The sequence below is a fragment of the Cupriavidus sp. 94F1 genome, assembly GCF_057798875.1.
The window spans coordinates 496580-514848 of sequence record NZ_JBYOJT010000004.1 but is presented as its reverse complement, the minus strand read 5'-3'; the positions used below and the strand labels follow the sequence as shown (position 1 = coordinate 514848).

Here is an 18269-nt window from a genome sequence, read left to right as displayed (position 1 = left end):
TCCTGGATCGCGCGCGAGAGAGGTCGGATTAGCAACAACAACCGGATGGCCGTGTCATCCGTAACCGTATTGGAGCCGTAAAGTGGACAAGAACATCAAGATCCTCGTGGTCGATGACTTCCCGACCATGCGTCGGATCATTCGCAACCTGCTCAAGGAGCTGGGGTTCACCAACGTCGAGGAAGCCGAAGATGGCGCCGCCGGGCTGGAAAAAGTCAAGGACGGCAGCTTCCAGTTCGTGGTGTCGGACTGGAACATGCCGAACATGGACGGGCTGACCATGCTGCAGTCGATCCGTGCGATTCCCGAGATCGCCAAGACGCCGGTGCTGATGGTGACGGCCGAAGCCAAGAAGGAGAACATCATTGCCGCCGCGCAGGCTGGTGCCAATGGTTATGTGGTCAAGCCGTTCACCGCCGCGACGCTGGACGAAAAGATCACGAAGATCTTCGAGAAGCTGGCTCAATAAGAAGAGGTACGCGACATGTCGACGACTCCGACTTTCAGCCAAGAATCGGCCGAGCAGATCATCCATCGCATCGGCAACCTGACGCGAATGCTGCGCGACAACATGCGGGAGCTGGGGCTCGACAAGGAAATCGAGAAGGCCGCCCTGGCCATTCCCGATGCACGCGACCGCCTGAGCTACATCGCCGCCATGACCGAGCAGGCGGCCGAGCGCACGCTCACCGCCGTCGAACTGGCGCAGCCGCTGCAGGAAGATCTGGAAAGCAAGGCCACCGCGCTGGACAAGCGTTGGGACGAGTGGTTCGCGCAACCCGTGGAGCTGGGCGACGCCCGCGCACTGGTGCTGGACACACGTGAATTCCTGACCGACGTTCCGCAAAAGGCCAAGGCGACCGGCAGCCACCTGCTTGAAATCATGATGGCCCAGGACTTCCAGGACCTGACCGGCCAGGTGATCAAGAAGATGATGGACATGATCCGCACCCTGGAGCAGGAACTGCTGCAGGTGCTGATCGATAACGTGCCGGCCGAGCGGCGCGTTGAAGCGCCCCCCACGCTCATGAACGGTCCGCAGATCAACCCCGAAGGCAAGACCGACGTAGTGTCGGACCAGTCGCAGGTGGACGACCTGCTGGCCAGCCTGGGCTTCTGAGCCCGGTAAGCGGGACGCGCCGGCCATCCCGCCGGCGCGTCCCGGGCTTGTCGCGACGATGCGCCGTACGCGCGTTTTTCGTCACATGGCGGCGCATTCGCTGGCACAATCGTGGGCAACCACGGTTTCCTACTGCCAGAGGATCGCCCCCATGCATGCTCGCCGTACCGTCGTTGCAGTTTCCGTTGCCGCCGCAGTTTCCGCATTCGCCGGCATCGCCCAGGGTCAGACGCTGACCGTCCCGCAGGTTTCCCCCACCGTTGACAGTGCCTATGCCCGGCTGGAAGCCACGCCGCTTTACCAGAAGCTGATGGCCGACGTGCGCGCCGACGACGCGCGGGCGCTGGCGGAACTCAAGACCATGACCGAGATCCCGGCGCCGCCCTTCAAGGAAAAGGCGCGCGCCGAGTATTTCGTGTCGCGGCTCAAGGCACTGGGCCTGACCGATGCGCATATCGATGCCGAAGGCAATGCCATCGGCATCCGCGAGGGCACCGGCAACGGCCCCCGGCTGCTGATTTCGGCCCACCTCGATACCGTCTTTCCGGAAGGCACCGACGTCACGGTGAAGTCGCGTGACGGCAAGCTGTACGCGCCGGGCATCGGCGACGACACGCGCGGGCTGGCCGTCCTGCTGTCATGGCTCAAGGTGCTCAATGAGAACAAGGTGCGTACCGTAGGCGACCTGGTGTTCGTCGGCAACGTCGGCGAAGAGGAACTGGGCAATCTTCGCGGCATGAAGGCGGTGTTCCGCGATCACCCCGATATCGACGGCATGGTCGGCATCGAGCCCGGTACCGGCGAACGCGTGCTGACGCAGGGCACCGGCAGCCATCGCTATGAAGTGACGTTCAAGGGCCCGGGCGGCCACAGCTTCGGGGCCTTCGGCCTGCCCAGCGCGATCCATGCGATGGGCCGCGCCATCGGCAAGATCGGCGACGTGCAAACGCCCGCCGACCCCAAGACCACGTTCACCGTGGGCACGGTCGGCGGCGGTACGTCGGTGAACGCGATTGCCGGCGACGCGCGCATGGCGATCGATATCCGCTCGAACGGCACGCCGTCGCTGCTGGAAACCGAGAAGCACATCATGGAAGCCATCGCCGCGGGCGTGGCGGACGAGAATGCGCGCTGGAAGCCGGCCAAGGGACAGGAAATCACCTACCAGGCCCGCATGATCGGCGACCGGCCCGCCGGCATCACGCCTACCGACTCGGTGATAGTGCAGTCGGCCGTGCGCGTGATCAAGGCGCACGGCAAGGAAGCGCCGTCGCTGCGCGGCGGCAGCACCGACGCCAACGTGCCGATGGCGCTGGGCATTCCGGCCATCATCATCGGCAGCGGCGGCAAGTCGGGTGGATCGCATTCGCGCGACGAGTGGTTCGACCCCACCAATGCCCATGAAGGCGCGCAATGGGGCCTGACCACGGTGCTGGGTCTGGTGGGGGTGGATGGCGTCGGCGAACCGCTGCTGGCAAAGCGGCCAGCCAGGCCGGCGGCTACGCGCTGAGCGCGAAACCGCGATCGAACGTGGTGGCCACGTCCAGCCGCTGCTTGAGCAGCCCCGCCTTCAGGTAGAAGTCGGCGGTCTGCTGCTGGATGGCCACCAGGTCCGCGTCGATGGGCTGCCACTGGGTGCGGCGGCGCTCGAACTGCAGCCGCGCCGCTTCGGGCGGAATGCCGATGATGCGCGCCAGCGTGGCCGAGTACTCGGCCACGTGCTGATAGGACCAGACCTGGGCGCGCACCACGCGCTGCAGGAAGTCGGCCAGCACGGCCCGCTTGCTGGCCAGCGCGGCGTCGGTTGCCGCAAGATAGCTCAGGCCCGACCACAGCCCCCGTCCGCTCACCAGCACGCGCGCATGGCCGCTGGTTTCGGCCATGGCCGTATAGGGCTCCCAGGTGGACCACGCATCGACCGAGCCGTTGGTCAGGGCCAGCTTGGCGTCTGCGGGCGGCAGGAAGCGGAAATCGGCATCCTCGGGTTTCAGGCCGGCCGATGCCAGCGCCTTGAGCGCGACGAAATGGCCAATCGATCCGCGATTGGTGCCGATGCGCTTGCCCTTGAGGTCGGCCGCGCTCTTCAGCGGCGAATCGGGCCGCACCAGTACGGCGGTGCCGTAGGGGTCGGAACGGTTGGCGCCAATCAGACGGATGCGCGTACCGGCGGCCAGCGCGAAGATGGCGGGCGCATCGCCGATGGGCCCGCTGTCCACGGCGCCTGCATTGAGCGCCTCCGCCAGCGGCGCCGCAGCCGGGAATTCGGTCCACTGGATGTCGTAGGCCAGCCCCTTGAGCGCGTCGGCCGACTCCAGCAGCGCGCGCAGGCCGCCCTTCTGGTCGCCGGCCTTCAACACCGGGCGGGATTGAGCCCGCGCGGCAGCGGGCAGCAGGGCGGACAAGGTGCCGGCGCTGGCGGCGTGCAGGAAGTGGCGGCGGGAGCTGGACATGCGTGCGTACGAAATGGGTGGCGGAAAGCCAGACCGTACGCCTGCCCCCGTTGCGCACCAACGAATGATTTCGCGGTTTCTTATGCTCTGCGCGGCGGCGGCGCGCTCCGCAGGAGGGCGGGATGTCAGGCAGGCAGCCCACGAATTCAGCGATGATCGGCCAGCCTTGCGGCCCGTCAAACCCCATGCGGGCCGCACTGAGGACTTGCCGGCACAGCTTGCCCCTGGGAGGTTGCATCGCCGCCGCCCTTGCGCTTCAATGGGCGCCTTGGCCCTTCGGGCCCCCCAAACTGCCGATGTCATCCATGGACCAGACCCCCGACATTCCCTCGCGTCCCGCCTTGCGCACGCTCACACCGATCGAGGCGCGCGTGGTAGCCGTATTGCTGGAAAAGCAGTTCACCGTGCCCGACACTTACCCGCTGTCGCTGAACGCGCTGGCATCTGGCTGTAACCAGAAGACCGCGCGCTCGCCTGTGATGAGCGTGACGGAGGCCGAGATCCTGACCGCGATCGATGGCCTGAAGTCGTTGAGCCTGGTCTTCGAGGGCAGCAGCAGCCGCGTGCCGCGCTTCGAACAGAACCTGGGCAAGGTGCTGGGCGTGCCGAGCCAGTCGGCTGCGCTGCTGTCCACGCTGATGCTGCGCGGTCCGCAAACGGCTGCCGAACTGCGCCTGAATTCGGCACGGCTGCATGCCTTCGCGGACATTTCCTCGGTAGAGGCCTTTCTGGACGAACTGGTCGAACGCTCGCCGGCGCTTGTCGTGAAGCTGCCCCGCGCGCCCGGCGAGCGCGAAAGCCGCTGGATGCACCTGCTCTGCGGTGAAGTCGCCATGCCGGAGCCGGCCACGGCGTCGACGCGCGCCGGCGCGGAAACCACGGCGTCGCCATCGGAATTCGAGGCCCTGCGCATCAGCCATCGCGCGCTCGAAGACAAGGTGTCACGGCTGCAGGCGCTGGTGGTTGAAATGGCCGGCCAGCTCGGCATCGAAGTCGAGCCCGGCAGACTGGATTGAGACGAATCTGAAACGGTGTCACAACGTGTGTCCAAAGGCGCCACCGGGGGTGATGCGGTGTTAGCCTTCTTCGCGTGTTCAAGCGAAGGAGGTCACGATGGAAATGCGGAATCTCGGTTCCACGACTGTCCGGATGCCGATCGCGGGTATCGACACTGCGCAGGCGCTGGATGAACGCATCGACCCGGCCCTGCAGCGTGTGGTCAGGTCGGCGCGGGAATCGCTGCAGGCGCGGCACCGTCGCCAGCGGGCGGAAGATGCCGGCGCACTGATCCAGCTCTGGAAGAGCGAGGGCGTCTATCCGTTCGAGGGCATTGCCGAGGACGCCATCGAAGTGGCGCGCCGCGAGCGGTTCGACATCTGCGCACTGGGCATCCACGAGCATCTGGAAGTCTTTCGCTCGGGCAGTCAGCAAGACCGCCGCTTTACCCTGGGCATGCTCAAGGCCACGCTCGAAGACAGCCCGTCGACCCTGCGGTATCTGCTGACGGAAGTCCTGAGGCTGCCGGCGGACAAGGCGGAGGAACTGCAGGGGCTGCTTGAGCTGGCGTCGCTGTCTTCGGTCATCGAATGCAGCACGATGGTGACGGAGCGTCTTCGCTTTCTCACAGGGCTGGAGGAACTGTTATTCGATATCGGGAGCAAACGCGGCTTCAAGGAGCGCGGCGAACTTCATCGCATGCTGGCCAATGAAACCTGGGTGTTCGGGGAAGAATTCCGGCTCACGAGTGACGGCGAGAGCCTGAGCACGGTACTGCGCAAGCATGTCAAGAAGCTGGACATGGGCAAGGGCTGGTATCAACAGACCGTGGTCCGGGACGATGGACGGAAGGGCTTTATCGATTTCGTGCTCGGCCGAGAAATACCGTCGTACGCAAGCGCGAGCCGCGAGTTTCTGGTTGTCGAGCTCAAGCGTCCGATGAAGAACATCGATCTTGCGGCGAAAGCGCAGATCGAAAGCTACGCCATGGCCGTGGCATCCGACGAGCGGTTCGACACCCGGCATACCCACTGGACTTTCCTGGCAGTGTCAAATGAACTGACTCCCGCCGCCGCGCGGACCTTGCGACACCCGACCGGCGCGTTCGGCTGCTTTCACGAAGATCCAACCTTGCGAATCGGGCTGGCTACCTGGGCGGGCATTCTGAACGCCTCTCGGGTTCGGCTTGAGGCTTTTCGCGCCAAACTGAACCATACGGTCCCGCGCGACGAGGGATTGGCCTGGCTGCGACACCGCTATGCCGAGTATTTGCCCGAGACCTTCTAGGCTGCGTTGATCTCTCCAGATAATTAGCCACTATATGTAGCTATTAGAGCACTTCACCTCCCGAAGGTTTGGGAATGACGGCCTGCCCACTCCTGGCAACAAGGTCGGCCAGCTGTATGTATACAGGCACATGGCCGTCGGCGGCCGCCGCCAGGCATGGATGACACGGGCGATCTGTGACATCATCGGGGCCGATCCCGTCCGAACCGGGCGAGATCGGCACAATTTGGCGTTCCGGCCCTAAAGATCGCCATCGCCCGGGCCGTTATTTCCGCTGCCCCCCTCATTCCTGAAACAGGCACCTGTTTCCCCGCCTTTTCCCCCCAATGCCTTGCCCCCCGGGATTTGATAATCCTCGGTGACGAAGTGCCGCCCGCGCGCTTTGCACTGGAGCATTCATGTCCGAGGAAAGCGATCTCGAGAAAACCGAACCCGCCTCACCCCGGCGCCTTGAAAAGGCGCGCGAGGAGGGGCAGGTGGTGCGTTCGCGCGAGCTCGGTACGTTCGTGATGCTGATGACGGGCGTGCTGGGCCTGTACGTCATGGGCGGCACGCTGGGCCGCAAGCTGAATGCGGTCATGCAAGCCACGCTGGCCTTCGAGCCGGCCACGGCCTTCGACACCAATCGCATGCTGTCGCAGTTCGGCATGGCGATCTGGGACAGCCTGCTGGCGTTTTTTCCGCTGCTGCTGATGTTTGGCGTGGCGGCCCTGATCGCTCCGCTGGCGTTGGGGGGATGGAGCTTTTCGACCAAGTCGTTCTCGCCCGATTTCTCGCGCCTGTCGCCGTTGCAGGGCCTGGGCCGCATGTTCTCGTCGCACACGCTCGTGGAACTGATCAAGGCCATCGCCAAGTCGCTGCTGGTGGGCTGCGTGGGCGCATGGATGGTCTGGCACATGCTGCCCGAAGCCATCGCGCTGATGAATGCGCCGGTCCACGAGGCGCTCCTGCACATGATAGAGATGGTGCTGTACGTGTGCGGCATGGTGGCCGGGTCGCTGCTGCTGGTGGCGGCGCTCGACACGCCGTGGCAACTCTGGACGTTTTACAAGAAGCTCCGCATGACCAAGGAAGAGGTCAAGCAGGAGATGAAGGAAACCGATGGCGATCCGCACATCAAGGCCCGTATCCGCCAGCAGCAGCGGGCCATTGCGCGGCGCCGGATGATGTCCGAGGTGCCCAAGGCCGACGTGGTGGTGACCAACCCCACCCACTTCGCCGTGGCACTGAAATACGACGAAGGCGCGCGCTGGAACGCGCCGCGCGTCGTGGCAAAGGGCGCCGACGAAGTGGCTGCTCGCATTCGCGAGCTGGCCAACGAGCATCGCGTGCCGGTGCTGTCCGCCCCGCCGCTGGCGCGGGCGCTGCACCGTCACGTGGAACTGGGCCACGAAATCCCTGCGGGCCTGTATACCGCCGTGGCCGAGGTCCTGGCCTGGGTTTATCAATTGAAGAACTGGCACTACAGCTACGGTCCGCAGCCCGATTCGCCGACCGAACTGCTCGTGCCGGATGAACTTGCCGTACCGGAAAGCCGCGCATGAACGCACTGACCAACCTTTTCAACATGCCCGCACTGCGGGGTGGCGCCCAGATGAAGGCGCTGGCTGGCCCGCTGCTGATCGTCATGATCCTCGGCATGATGATCCTGCCGCTGCCGGCGTTCATCCTGGACCTGCTGTTCACCTTCAACATCGCGCTGTCGATCATGGTGCTGCTGGTGGGCATGTATACCCAGCGCCCGCTGGACTTTGCCGCCTTCCCGGCCGTGCTGCTGTTCTCCACGCTGCTGCGCCTGTCGCTGAACGTGGCGTCCACCCGCGTGGTGCTGCTCGAAGGCCATACCGGCCCCGATGCCGCCGGCAAGGTGATCGAGGCCTTCGGCCACTTCCTGGTGGGGGGCAACTTCGCGGTCGGTATCGTGGTGTTCGCGATCCTGGTCGTGATCAACTTCATGGTGATCACCAAGGGTGCGGGCCGTATCGCCGAAGTTGGCGCGCGCTTCATGCTCGATGCCATGCCCGGCAAGCAGATGGCCATCGACGCCGACCTGAACGCCGGCCTGATCAACGAGGAAGGCGCCCGCAAGCGCCGCGCCGAAGTGGCGCAGGAATCGGACTTCTACGGTGCCATGGACGGTGCGTCGAAGTTCGTGCGTGGCGATGCCATCGCCGGCCTGCTGATCATGTTCATCAACGTGGCGGCCGGCATGGTCGTGGGCATGGTGCAGCACGACCTGGACTTCGGCACGGCCGTTCACAACTACACGCTGCTGACGATCGGTGACGGCCTGGTGGCGCAGATCCCGGCGCTGGTCATCTCCACGGCTGCCGGTGTGATCGTGTCGCGCGTGTCGAACGAGCAGGACGTCGGCCAGCAGCTGACCGGCCAGCTTTTCTCGAACCCGCGCGTGATGTTCATCACCGCCGCCATCATCGGCACGATGGGCCTGATCCCGGGCATGCCGCACTTTGCCTTCCTGCTGCTCGCCGGCGGCCTGATCTGGTTCGGCCGCTATCAGATGCGCCGCGCGGTCAAGGCCACCGAGACCAAGGCCCAGGAAGAGCGCAGCCCGGCCGTACAGGCCGAAGTGGCCGAAGCCACGTGGGAAGACGTGACGATGGTCGATCCGCTGGGCATGGAAGTGGGTTACCGCCTGATCACGCTGGTGGATCGCGCGCAGAACGGCGAACTGCTGGGCCGCATCAAGAGCATCCGCAAGAAGATGGCGCAGGACATCGGCTTCCTGGTGCCGGTGGTGCATATCCGGGACAACCTCGAACTGAAGCCGAACGCATACCGCATCACGCTCAAGGGCGTGGAGATCGGCAGTGGCGAGGCCAATCCGGGTCAGTGGATGGCCATCAACCCGGGCCAGGTCAGCGGCACGCTGCCGGGCGCCGCCACGCGCGACCCCGCCTTCGGCCTGCCGGCCGTGTGGATCGATGCCGCGCTCAAGGAACAGGCGCAGGCCTACGGCTACACGGTGGTGGATGCCAGCACCGTGGTGGCCACGCACCTGAATCACCTGATCCAGATGCATGCATCGGAACTGCTGGGACGCCAGGAAGTGCAGGCGCTGCTGGACCGCATCACCAAGGAAGCCCCGAAGCTGACCGAGGATCTGGTGCCGAAGACCATCTCGCTGACCGGCCTGCAGAAGGTGCTGCAGAACCTGCTGGACGAAGGTGTGGCCATCCGCGACATGCGCACCATCCTGGATGTGGTGGCCGACAACGCCCCGAAGATCAACGATCCGGCCGAGCTGACCACGCTGGTGCGCGTGTCGCTGGGCCGCGCGATCACGCAGCAGCTGTTCCCCAACAACGCAGACATGCAGGTGATCGGCCTGGACGCCGGCCTGGAGCGTGTGCTGACGCAGGCGCTGGCCAATGGCGGCGGCATCGAGCCGGGTCTGGCCGATGCGCTGCTGCAGCAGGCACAGGGCGCCGTGGTACGCCAGGAACAGCTGGGTCTGGACCCGGTGCTGCTGGTGCCGCCCCCGATGCGGCCGCTGATGGCGCGCTTCCTGCGCCGCACGCTGCCGCAGCTGAAGGTGCTGTCGCACGCCGAAGTACCGGACAACCGCAACATTCGCATCACCGCCATGATCGGCGGCGCAGCGTGAGGACTGAACAATGAGCGTGGCAAAGTTTGTGGCGGCCAACGGCCGCGAAGCGATGCGCAAGGTGCGCGAGGCCATGGGGCCCGACGCCGTGGTGCTCTCCAACCGCTCCATCGAGGGCGGCGTGGAAATCGTGGCGATGCGCGACGCGGACCTGGGCGCTGTGAGTGCTGGCGCGCAGATGTACCAGCCGTCCGCGCCGGCGCTGCCGCCTTCGCTGTCGTCGCCGTCCCCGCTGCCGATGCTCCAGTCGCTGCATGACCTGCATCCGGCCAGCCCCGAGCCGTTCCTGCCGCTGGGCGCGATCCCGGCACCGTCCGCACCATCGGCCTTGCCCGCCGGCATCGGCCAGGAACAGGCGATGCTGGGCGACCTGCGCGGTGAGCTGGCGTCGATGCGGTCGATGCTGGAACGCCAGTTCGCTGGGCTGTCGCAAGGTACGAACGGCGTGGCAGCCGGCGACCCGCTGCGTGAATCGCTGTTCGAGTGGATGGTCAATGCTGGCTTTTCGGGCCAGCTGTCGCGCACGTTGCTGTCGCGCCTGCCGGTCGGCACCGATCGCCCGGCGGCCATGGCCTGGATCCGCCAGGAGCTGGCCAGCAAGGTGCCGGTGCTGACCGACGAGGATTCGCTGTTCGCCCAGGGCGGCGTGCTGGCGCTGATCGGCCCGACCGGTGTGGGCAAGACCACCACCACCGCCAAGCTGGCCGCGCGCTTTGTGCTGCGCCACGGGCCGCAAAGCCTGGCGCTGCTGACGACCGACCGTTTCCGGATCGGCGCCCATGAGCAGTTGCGCATCTACGGTGACATCCTGGGCGTGCCCGTGCATGCGGTGAAGGACGCCGCCGATCTGCGCTTTGCGCTGTCGGCCATGAAGGACAAGCACCTGGTCATCATCGACACCGTCGGCATGAGCCAGCGCGACCGCAGCCTGTCGGACCAGATCGGCATGCTGGCTGGCGTGCAGGCGCCGATGCAGCGCGTGCTGCTGCTCAACGGCGCGGCCCACGGCGACACGCTCAACGAGGTGGTGCACGCCTATCGCAACGACGCCGCGGGCGCCGCCGGCGGCATCGACGGCTGCATCATCAGCAAGCTCGACGAAGCCACGCACCTGGGATCGGTGCTGGACGTGGTGATCCGCCATCGCCTGCCCGTGTTTTATGCGTCCACCGGCCAGCGCGTGCCGGAACACCTGGAACTGGCACAGGCCGGCGCGCTGGTCGAGCGCGCCTTCCTGACGCCGCGCCGTGGCTCGCTGTTCAATGACGCGGACGTGGCGCGCCGCCAGGCGGGCAGCGCCGAGGCCGCCGCGCCGGTCAAGGCCGAACGTAGTGGCGCGGACGACATGCTGCGCTCGCTGACCGACAGCGCCAACGCGGTGGGGGTGTGTGTCGACGAACTCAACGCGGCACGGTACGGCTTCGACGTGGCCCGCCAGCTCTGGCAGCATCGCTCGGCCGGTGTGTCGGCGCTGCGCCCGATGGTGCAGCAAGTGCGCCTGGCCATGTGCCGCGACGCCAGCCGTGCGTGCGATCGCTATGTGCTGGCCATCACGCAGAGCGTGGCACAGACCGTGCAGGGCCGCCGCGCGCCGCAGATGATGCAACACACGCTGTGGCTGGCCGACCGTGACGGCATGCCGCTGGCCAGCACCGTAGTGCCGGCGGGCCGCGCCCGCCAGTCGCTGGCCGAAGCCGAGGCCGATGCCGAAGCCGCCACCGTGCGCGCCACGCTGGCCGCCGCCCGGACCGTGGTCAACCTGAATACGTCACTGCCGAGCCCGGCCACGCTGGCACGCTGGCAGCAACTGGGCGAACGCTGGATCGCCGGCACGCGCAAGACCACGCGGGTGATCGCAGAGGGCCTGGCCAACAAGCTCGACACCGTTGCCGACACGCTGACGTTCCATGCCGTGGGCGATGTGACCTGCCGCGACCGCGCCGCCGCCCACTGGCTGGCACACTGCCCGGTCCGCATTCCCGAAGGCCAGGTGCGCACCGCCGCGCGTGGCCGCGGCAACGCCGCCGAGGCCGGCATCGAGGCCTGCCTGGTGGTGTCGCGCATGATCGACCACGAAACCGGCGACACGCTGTCCGTCGAATATGTGCTGTGCGATCCCGCGCTTGCCGACGATGCCGCGCAAGTCGCACGCTGGTTGCACTGGACGGTTGCCGCCGAAGAACAGTTCCGCACGCTGCGCCACGCCATCGAGCACTTTGCACAGGAAGGCGATGCTGACGCGTCGCTGTGCGCCGGCATGGTGGCGGTGCAGCTGGGCCTGACCGCGCTGCGCCTGCAACACACGCCCACGCCTACGGCCCCGGCATTTCTGTCCCGCCTGGCTGGCCGGGCTTCGGCACGCGTCAATGCGCCGGTGCCGGGTGCAGTGCTCAACGAAGGCATGGGCCGCTTGCTGGCACTGCTCGACGTACTTGAAAACTATCCGGGCCGCGGCATGGCGGCGCCTGTACCGCCCATGGCAGACGCGCCGGAGCCGGCCGCGTCGGCCACGCACGCCATGGCAGCCATGGACGCGCTGGATGCCATCGACGCCACGCCGCAGCTTGCGGCCGCCGGGGAGTAAGGATTGAACACGATGGCCACCGATCAGGCCGAAAGCCTGCGCCGCCTGCTGGCACCGCGCGTGACGCGGCGGATCGCCGTGGTAGGGGCGGAACAGGGCGTCGGCACCACCACGGTGGCGCTGGGCCTGGCCAACGCGCTGTCGATGCAGGGCGAGCGCGTGCTGCTGGCGGACGAAGACATGTACGGCGCCCGGGCGATGCGGCTTGCCGGCGCTGCGCCGGCGGCCACGCTGGCCGATGTGCTCGATGGCCGCGCGCCGCTGGCCGCCGCGGCCGGCACGCGCGGAGCCAGCGGCATTGCCGTGCTGCAGGCAGGCGCGATGACCGTTCGTCCCGACGAGCGCGCGCTGGCGGCGCGACTGCCTGACGTGCGCTCGATGCTGATCGACACCCGCCGCGACATCACCGGCGCACTGTCGCCGCTGGCGGGCATGGCCCACAACTTCGTGATCGTCATGCGCCCGGAGGCCACGTCGATCACCGCGGCCTATGCATGCATCAAGCGGCTGCACCACGAATACGCATGTCGTCACTTCCAGCTGGTCGTCAATCTGGCGGCCGCCGAGGGGACGGTCACGGCGCTCGCGCGCAACCTGGCCCGCACGGCGAGCCAGTACCTGGGCGTGGAGGCCAGCCTGGCAGGGTACCTGCCGATGGATCCGCTGGTGGCGCGTGCGCTCCAGCTTGGGCGGTGCGTGGTGGAGGCGTATCCCGCCGCTGCGGCCACCGGTGCATTGCGGCACATCGCCAGCGGTATCGGCGCATGGCCGTTGCGTCACGAAGCATCGCCCCTGGGAATGGCCTCGGCCGTTGCCGCATGAACGCGAAGAACAAGAAGTCTCGACAAGACCGGAAACTCAGCCTGCCAGCCGCCGATTTTCAGCCTCTCCGGCGCTGGCACAAACAGTAAGCATTTAACGAGAGTTCCACCATGTATACGATTCAGGGAAAGCTCGAGCAGGCCGACGTGGTCAAGTCACACGCGCCACTGGTGCGGCGCATCGCGCTGCAGCTGGCGGCCAAGCTGCCCGCCAGCGTACAGATCGACGACCTGATACAGGCCGGCATGATCGGCCTTCTCGACGCCGCCAAACGGTATGAAGACAACCATGGCGCCCGGTTCGAGACCTACGCAAGCCAGCGCATTCGCGGCGCCATGCTCGACGAGGTGCGTGCCAACGATTGGCAATCGCGCAGCCTGCGCCAGTTCACCCGCAAGATCGAGCGCACGCAGCGCCAGCTGGAACAGAAGCTTGGCCGCACGCCGATCGATTCCGAGGTGGCCAAGGAACTGGAGATGCCGCTCGAGGAATACCAGGAGCTGCTGAACGAGGTCTATGGCTGCCAGCTGCTGCACTATGAAGATTTCGAACGCTCGGGCGAGGAAGACTTCCTCGATCGCCACCTGGGTGTCACCGACGACGGCAACCCGCTGACCGTGCTGATGGAATCGGGCATGCGCGAGGCGCTGATCCGAGCCATCGACAAGCTGCCCGAGCGCGAAAAGCTGGTGCTGTCGCTGTGCTACGACCAGGAACTGAACCTGCGCGAGATCGGCGCGGTGCTGGAAGTGACCGAATCGCGCGTGTGCCAGATCCGCAGCCAGGCCATCGGGCGCCTGCGCACCCAGCTGCGCGGGATGCTGTGATGCGGCGCGCCCTGGTCCTGGCCGTGGTGTGCGCGATGGGTCCGGCGGCAGCCCATGCGCAGACCTATGCGCCGGTCTTTACGAAGGCCACCTATGAACTGACCGGCTCGCGCTTTGCGTGGACGGCATCGTCAGTGGGGCCGCAGATCACGAACAAGGGCCAGCGTGCGCTGTCCTCGCCCGTGGTGCCGCTGGCCACGATGCCGCAGGCCATGGGCCGCATCACATCGGTGCGCTGGCGCTACAGCTTCACGCGCACCCCGCCCGTCGACCTGCAGGCATACCTGTGCAATGCCGACCGTTGCGTGCTGCTGGCGGGCGCCGAGGGCAAGACCGATGCCTTCGTCGGCGACGATGCCACCAAGGGCTTCGTCTTTGCCTATCGCGTACCGGGCCAGGGCGGACTCACGCCAATGCTCCAGGGCCGCAGCAACGAGGTGACCGTCAGCTACCGTTGAGCGCCACGGCCTGTCCCGGGCCCGCAGATCCACGCCGATACTTCCGGCGAACCCCCCGCATTCCCACCCCCGCCGCTGTCCCCGCGCGGCCGGTGGCACGCTTCCTGCGCCTTTCCGCCCAAGCAACGTGCGGCAAGCGCTACATTCGTCCCCTGCGCGGTATTCCCGCGCATATCCCCGGCGGCATTGTGTCTGCCATGCCCGCTGGCGCCATGTAATTCCTACGTGCAAGTCTCGCCACGTTGCCGTCCTCTGTCCGTCATCTGTCAGCCAGGAAGGATCCAACGACATGGAAGATTTCAGCGACATCAAGCTTTCGCGGCGGGAATTCGTGATGGCAGGCGCGGCGTCGGTGAGCGCCGCCGCCTTGCCTGCCGGTGCCGCCACCGCCACCGCGCCGCCATCGCGGGTCAGCCCCGGCGCCCTCAAGCCGGTGGCTTCGAACGTATCATTTGTCGTCAACGGGCAACCGCGCTCGCTGACGCTGGACACGCGCACCACGTTGCTCGACGCGCTGCGCGAGCATCTGCACCTGTCCGGCACCAAGAAGGGCTGCGACCACGGCCAGTGCGGCGCCTGCACGGTGATCGTCGACGGCCGGCGCCTCAATTCCTGCCTGACCCTCGCCGTCATGCACGAGGGTGCCAGAATCACCACCGTGGAAGGACTCGGCACGCCGAACAACATGCATCCGATGCAGGTGGCCTTCGTCAAGCATGACGGCTACCAGTGCGGCTATTGCACGCCGGGCCAGATCTGTTCGGCCGTTGCCGTGCTCGACGAGGTGCGCGCCGGCATCCCGAGCCACGTCACGCCGGACCTGAACACGCGGCCGCAGCTGTCGCCCGGCGAGATCCGGGAGCGGATGAGCGGCAATATCTGCCGCTGCGGCGCGTACTCGAATATCCTCGACGCCATCACCGAGGTCGCGGGGAGCCAGACATGAACCCGTTCACCTACGAGCGCGTGGCCACGCCCGCGGACGCGGCGGGGGCTGCCATGAAGACACCCGGTGCCCGCTTTATCGCCGGTGGCACCAACCTGCTCGACCTGATGAAGCTTGGCATCGAATCGCCAACCCATCTGATCGACGTGAACGGCCTGGCGCTGGACAAGATCGAGCCATCGCAGCAAGGCGGCCTGCGTATCGGTGCGCTGGTGCGCAATACCGACCTGGCCGCCGATCCACGCGTGCGGCGCGATTACGGCGTACTGTCGCGCGCGCTGCTGGCGGGCGCATCGGGCCAGTTGCGCAATCGCGCCACCACGGCGGGCAACCTGCTGCAGCGCACGCGCTGTCCCTACTTCTACGACACGGCCCAGCCCTGCAACAAACGCCAGCCGGGCAGCGGCTGCGCGGCGATTGGCGGCTTCAGCCGTCAGCTGGCCGTGATCGGCGGAAGCAACGCGTGCATCGCCACGCATCCCAGCGATATGGCAGTGGCCATGCGCGTGCTCGATGCCAGCGTGGAGACGGTACGCCCCGGCGGGCAGCAGCGCGTGATCCCGATCGCCGATTTCCACCGTCTGCCGGGCAATACGCCGCACATCGAAACGGCGCTGGAACCGGGCGAGCTGATTACCGCGGTGACACTGCCGCCGCCGGTGGGCGGCTCGCAGCTTTATCGCAAGGTGCGCGACCGGGCCTCGTACGCGTTCGCGCTGGTCTCGGTGGCCGCCATCCTGCAGCCGGACGGTACCGGGCGCGTGGCGCTCGGCGGCGTGGCCCACAAGCCGTGGCGCACGGACGCCGCCGATGCGGAATTGCCGCATGGCCCCACGGCCGTGACGCAACGGCTGCTGGACGGTGCGTCGCCGCAGCCCGACAACGCGTTCAAGGTGCAACTGGTGCGGCGCACGCTGGCCGCCGTGATCACGCAGGCAAACGGGGCCAAGCCATGAAATTCGACACACCCGCCACTACCAATCCCATCGACACGGGCCGCGTGGTCGGCCAGGCGGTGGACCGTATCGACGGCGCGCGTAAAACCACGGGCACGGCCACCTATGCCTACGAATGGCATGACGTGGCGCCGAACCCCGCCTATGGCTACATCGTGGGCGCCGGCATCGGCAAGGGGCGCATCCGGGCCATGCATCTGGACGATGCGCGCCGCGCGCCGGGCGTGCTGGCCATCGTAACCGCGCAGAACGCCGGCAAGCTGGGCAAGGCCAAGCGCAATACCGCCAAACTGCTGGGCGGCCCCGAGATCCAGCACTATCACCAGGCCATTGCGCTGGTGGTGGCCGACACGTTCGAGCAGGCCCGCGCCGCTGCGCAGTTGATTCGCGTGGACTACGCCCAGGAGAAGGGCCGCTTCGACCTGGAGGCCGCGTGCTGCTTTGACAGCAAGCCGAAGAAGGACGCGATTCCCGATACGTCCGTGGGCGATTTCGCTGGCGCCTTTGCCGCGGCCCCCGTGCAGCTGGATGCCCGCTACACCACGCCCGATCAGTCGCACTGCATGATGGAGCCGCATGCGTCGATGGCGGCCTGGTCCGGCGACGAGGTCACGGTGTGGACATCGAACCAGATGGTGGCGTGGGCCCACGAAGATATGGCGACCACGCTGGGCATCCCGAAGGAAAAGGTGCGCATCGTCTCGCCGTTCATTGGCGGCGGCTTCGGCGGCAAGCTGTTCCTGCGCGCCGAATCGCTGCTGGCCGTGCTGGGCGCGCGCGCCGTACACCGGCCGGTCAAGGTGGCGCTGACGCGGCCGCAGATACCGAACAACACCACCCACCGGCCCGCGACGATCCAGCGCATCCGCATCGGTGCGAGCCGCGACGGCAGGATCACGGCCATTGGCCACGAGAGCTGGTCTGGCGATCTCGAAGGCGGCCAGCCCGAGACCGCCGTGATGCAGACGCGCCTGCTCTATGCCGGCGCCAACCGCATGACATCGATGCAGCTCGCAACGCTGGACCTGCCCGAAGGCAATGCCATGCGCGCGCCAGGCGAGGCACCGGGCCTGATGGCGCTGGAAATCGCCATCGACGAGATGGCCGTGAAGCTGGGCATGGACCCGGTGCAGTTCCGCATCCTCAACGACACGCAGGTGGACCCGGAAAAGCCTGAGCGGCCGTTCTCGCAGCGCCACTTCGTGGAATGCCTGCGCCTGGGGGCGGAACGTTTTGGCTGGAGCCGTCGCAACCCGCAGCCGGGGTCGATGCGCGAAGGCCAATGGCTGATCGGCATGGGCATGGCATCCGCATTCCGGAACAACCTGGTGACCAAGTCGGGCGCGCGGGTCGGCATCGATTCGAGCGGGATGGTCGTGGTGGAAACCGACATGACCGATATCGGCACCGGCAGCTACACGATCATCGCGCAGACCGCTGCGGAAATGATGGGCGTGCCGCTCGACCGCGTGGTGGTGCGGCTGGGCGATTCGGCCTTCCCGGTGTCGTCCGGCTCGGGCGGCCAGTGGGGCGGCAACAGTTCCACCTCCGGTGTCTACGCGGCCTGCGCGAAGCTGCGCCAGACCATTGCCGAACGCGCCGGCCTGAAGGCCGAAGACGCGGTATTCGAGGAGGGCCAGGTGCGCGGCGGCGGACGCAGCGTGCCGCTGGCGCAGTTCGCGGGCGCGTCGGTCGAGGACTCGATCGAGTTCGGCGAACTCGACAAGAAATACCAGCAGTCCACCTTCGGCGGTCACTTCGTGGAAGTGGCCGTGGACCTGGCCACGGCGGAAGTGCGCGTCCAGCGGATGCTGGCCGTGTGCTCGGCTGGGCGGATCCTGAATCCGAAGTCGGCGCGCAGCCAGGTGATCGGGGCGATGACGATGGGCGTGGGCGCGGCGCTGATGGAGGCCCTGCACGTCGACAAGCGCGTGGGCTTCTTCGCCAATCACGACCTGGCTGGCTACGAGGTGCCGGTACACGCCGACATCCCGCACCAGGAGGTGATCTTCCTCGACGAGACCGATCCGATCTCGTCGCCGATGAAGGCCAAGGGCGTGGGCGAACTGGGGATCTGCGGCGTGGCGGCTGCGGTGCTGAATGCCGTGTATCACGCCACCGGCGTGCGCGTGCGCGACTATCCGGCAACGCTGGACAAGCTGCTGGCGGGCATGCCGGTGGTGGCCTGAGGGTAG

Annotated in this window: 15 protein-coding genes; 14 read left to right on the top strand and 1 reads right to left on the bottom strand. The window is 66.9% G+C overall.

The window, feature by feature from the left end; all coding sequences use genetic code 11:
* The first annotated feature begins 82 nt into the window (after window positions 1–82).
* The 3 genes from cheY (at window position 83) to AC3FJ6_RS13270 (ending at window position 2630) form a co-directional block, all read left to right on the top strand.
* On the top strand, window positions 83–469 hold the full coding sequence (gene cheY, locus AC3FJ6_RS13280; protein WP_029051667.1) for a chemotaxis response regulator CheY: 387 nt from the start codon (window positions 83–85) through the stop codon (window positions 467–469).
* 15 nt (window positions 470–484) lie between these two features.
* The gene (gene cheZ, locus AC3FJ6_RS13275) at window positions 485–1120 is read left to right on the top strand and encodes a protein phosphatase CheZ (protein WP_029051668.1); all 636 of its coding nucleotides are present in this window, start codon (window positions 485–487) and stop codon (window positions 1118–1120) included.
* Window positions 1121–1271: 151 nt separating this feature from the next.
* A complete protein-coding gene (locus AC3FJ6_RS13270; protein ID WP_488772295.1) occupies window positions 1272–2630 on the top strand; it encodes a M20/M25/M40 family metallo-hydrolase in 1359 nt (452 codons plus the stop codon).
* Here AC3FJ6_RS13270 and AC3FJ6_RS13265 read toward each other — a convergent pair.
* The gene (locus AC3FJ6_RS13265) at window positions 2620–3570 is read right to left on the bottom strand and encodes an ABC transporter substrate-binding protein (protein WP_488772294.1); all 951 of its coding nucleotides are present in this window, start codon (window positions 3568–3570) and stop codon (window positions 2620–2622) included. The genes AC3FJ6_RS13270 and AC3FJ6_RS13265 overlap by 11 nt on opposite strands.
* A 305-nt stretch (window positions 3571–3875) precedes the next feature.
* On the opposite strand from AC3FJ6_RS13265, the gene AC3FJ6_RS13260 reads away from it, so the two are divergent.
* From AC3FJ6_RS13260 to paoC, 11 genes are all read left to right on the top strand, one after another.
* The gene (locus AC3FJ6_RS13260) at window positions 3876–4586 is read left to right on the top strand and encodes a YceH family protein (protein WP_488772292.1); all 711 of its coding nucleotides are present in this window, start codon (window positions 3876–3878) and stop codon (window positions 4584–4586) included.
* A gap of 97 nt (window positions 4587–4683) precedes the next feature.
* Window positions 4684–5853 carry a hypothetical protein gene (locus tag AC3FJ6_RS13255; protein ID WP_488772291.1) on the top strand — a complete coding sequence of 390 codons (1170 nt, stop codon included), beginning with the start codon at window positions 4684–4686 and terminating at the stop codon, window positions 5851–5853.
* A gap of 398 nt (window positions 5854–6251) precedes the next feature.
* Window positions 6252–7397, top strand: a complete 1146-nt coding sequence (gene flhB, locus AC3FJ6_RS13250) for a flagellar biosynthesis protein FlhB (RefSeq protein ID WP_488772290.1) — start codon at window positions 6252–6254, stop codon at window positions 7395–7397.
* Entirely contained in the window at window positions 7394–9481 is a 2088-nt protein-coding gene (gene flhA / locus AC3FJ6_RS13245) for a flagellar biosynthesis protein FlhA (protein WP_153950071.1), read from the top strand. The genes flhB and flhA overlap by 4 nt, the downstream gene beginning before the upstream one ends.
* A gap of 10 nt (window positions 9482–9491) precedes the next feature.
* Window positions 9492–12065 carry a flagellar biosynthesis GTPase FlhF gene (flhF, locus tag AC3FJ6_RS13240; RefSeq protein WP_488772289.1) on the top strand — a complete coding sequence of 858 codons (2574 nt, stop codon included), beginning with the start codon at window positions 9492–9494 and terminating at the stop codon, window positions 12063–12065.
* A 12-nt stretch (window positions 12066–12077) separates the two neighbouring features.
* Window positions 12078–12887: a MinD/ParA family ATP-binding protein gene (locus AC3FJ6_RS13235; RefSeq protein ID WP_488772288.1), complete on the top strand. Its 810-nt coding sequence runs from the start codon at window positions 12078–12080 to the stop codon at window positions 12885–12887.
* A gap of 110 nt (window positions 12888–12997) precedes the next feature.
* Window positions 12998–13714: an RNA polymerase sigma factor FliA gene (locus AC3FJ6_RS13230; RefSeq protein ID WP_092598868.1), complete on the top strand. Its 717-nt coding sequence runs from the start codon at window positions 12998–13000 to the stop codon at window positions 13712–13714.
* Window positions 13714–14172 carry a flagellar protein FlhE gene (locus AC3FJ6_RS13225; RefSeq protein ID WP_400394026.1) on the top strand — a complete coding sequence of 153 codons (459 nt, stop codon included), beginning with the start codon at window positions 13714–13716 and terminating at the stop codon, window positions 14170–14172. Before AC3FJ6_RS13230 ends, AC3FJ6_RS13225 begins: the two co-directional genes overlap by 1 nt.
* A gap of 289 nt (window positions 14173–14461) precedes the next feature.
* A complete protein-coding gene (gene paoA / locus AC3FJ6_RS13220; protein ID WP_488772287.1) occupies window positions 14462–15118 on the top strand; it encodes an aldehyde dehydrogenase iron-sulfur subunit PaoA in 657 nt (218 codons plus the stop codon).
* Entirely contained in the window at window positions 15115–16074 is a 960-nt protein-coding gene (locus AC3FJ6_RS13215) for an FAD binding domain-containing protein (protein WP_488772286.1), read from the top strand. The genes paoA and AC3FJ6_RS13215 overlap by 4 nt, the downstream gene beginning before the upstream one ends.
* Complete coding sequence (gene paoC / locus AC3FJ6_RS13210; protein ID WP_488772285.1) at window positions 16071–18263, top strand: aldehyde oxidoreductase molybdenum-binding subunit PaoC; 2193 nt, start codon at window positions 16071–16073, stop codon at window positions 18261–18263. Before AC3FJ6_RS13215 ends, paoC begins: the two co-directional genes overlap by 4 nt.
* Window positions 18264–18269 lie beyond the last annotated feature (6 nt).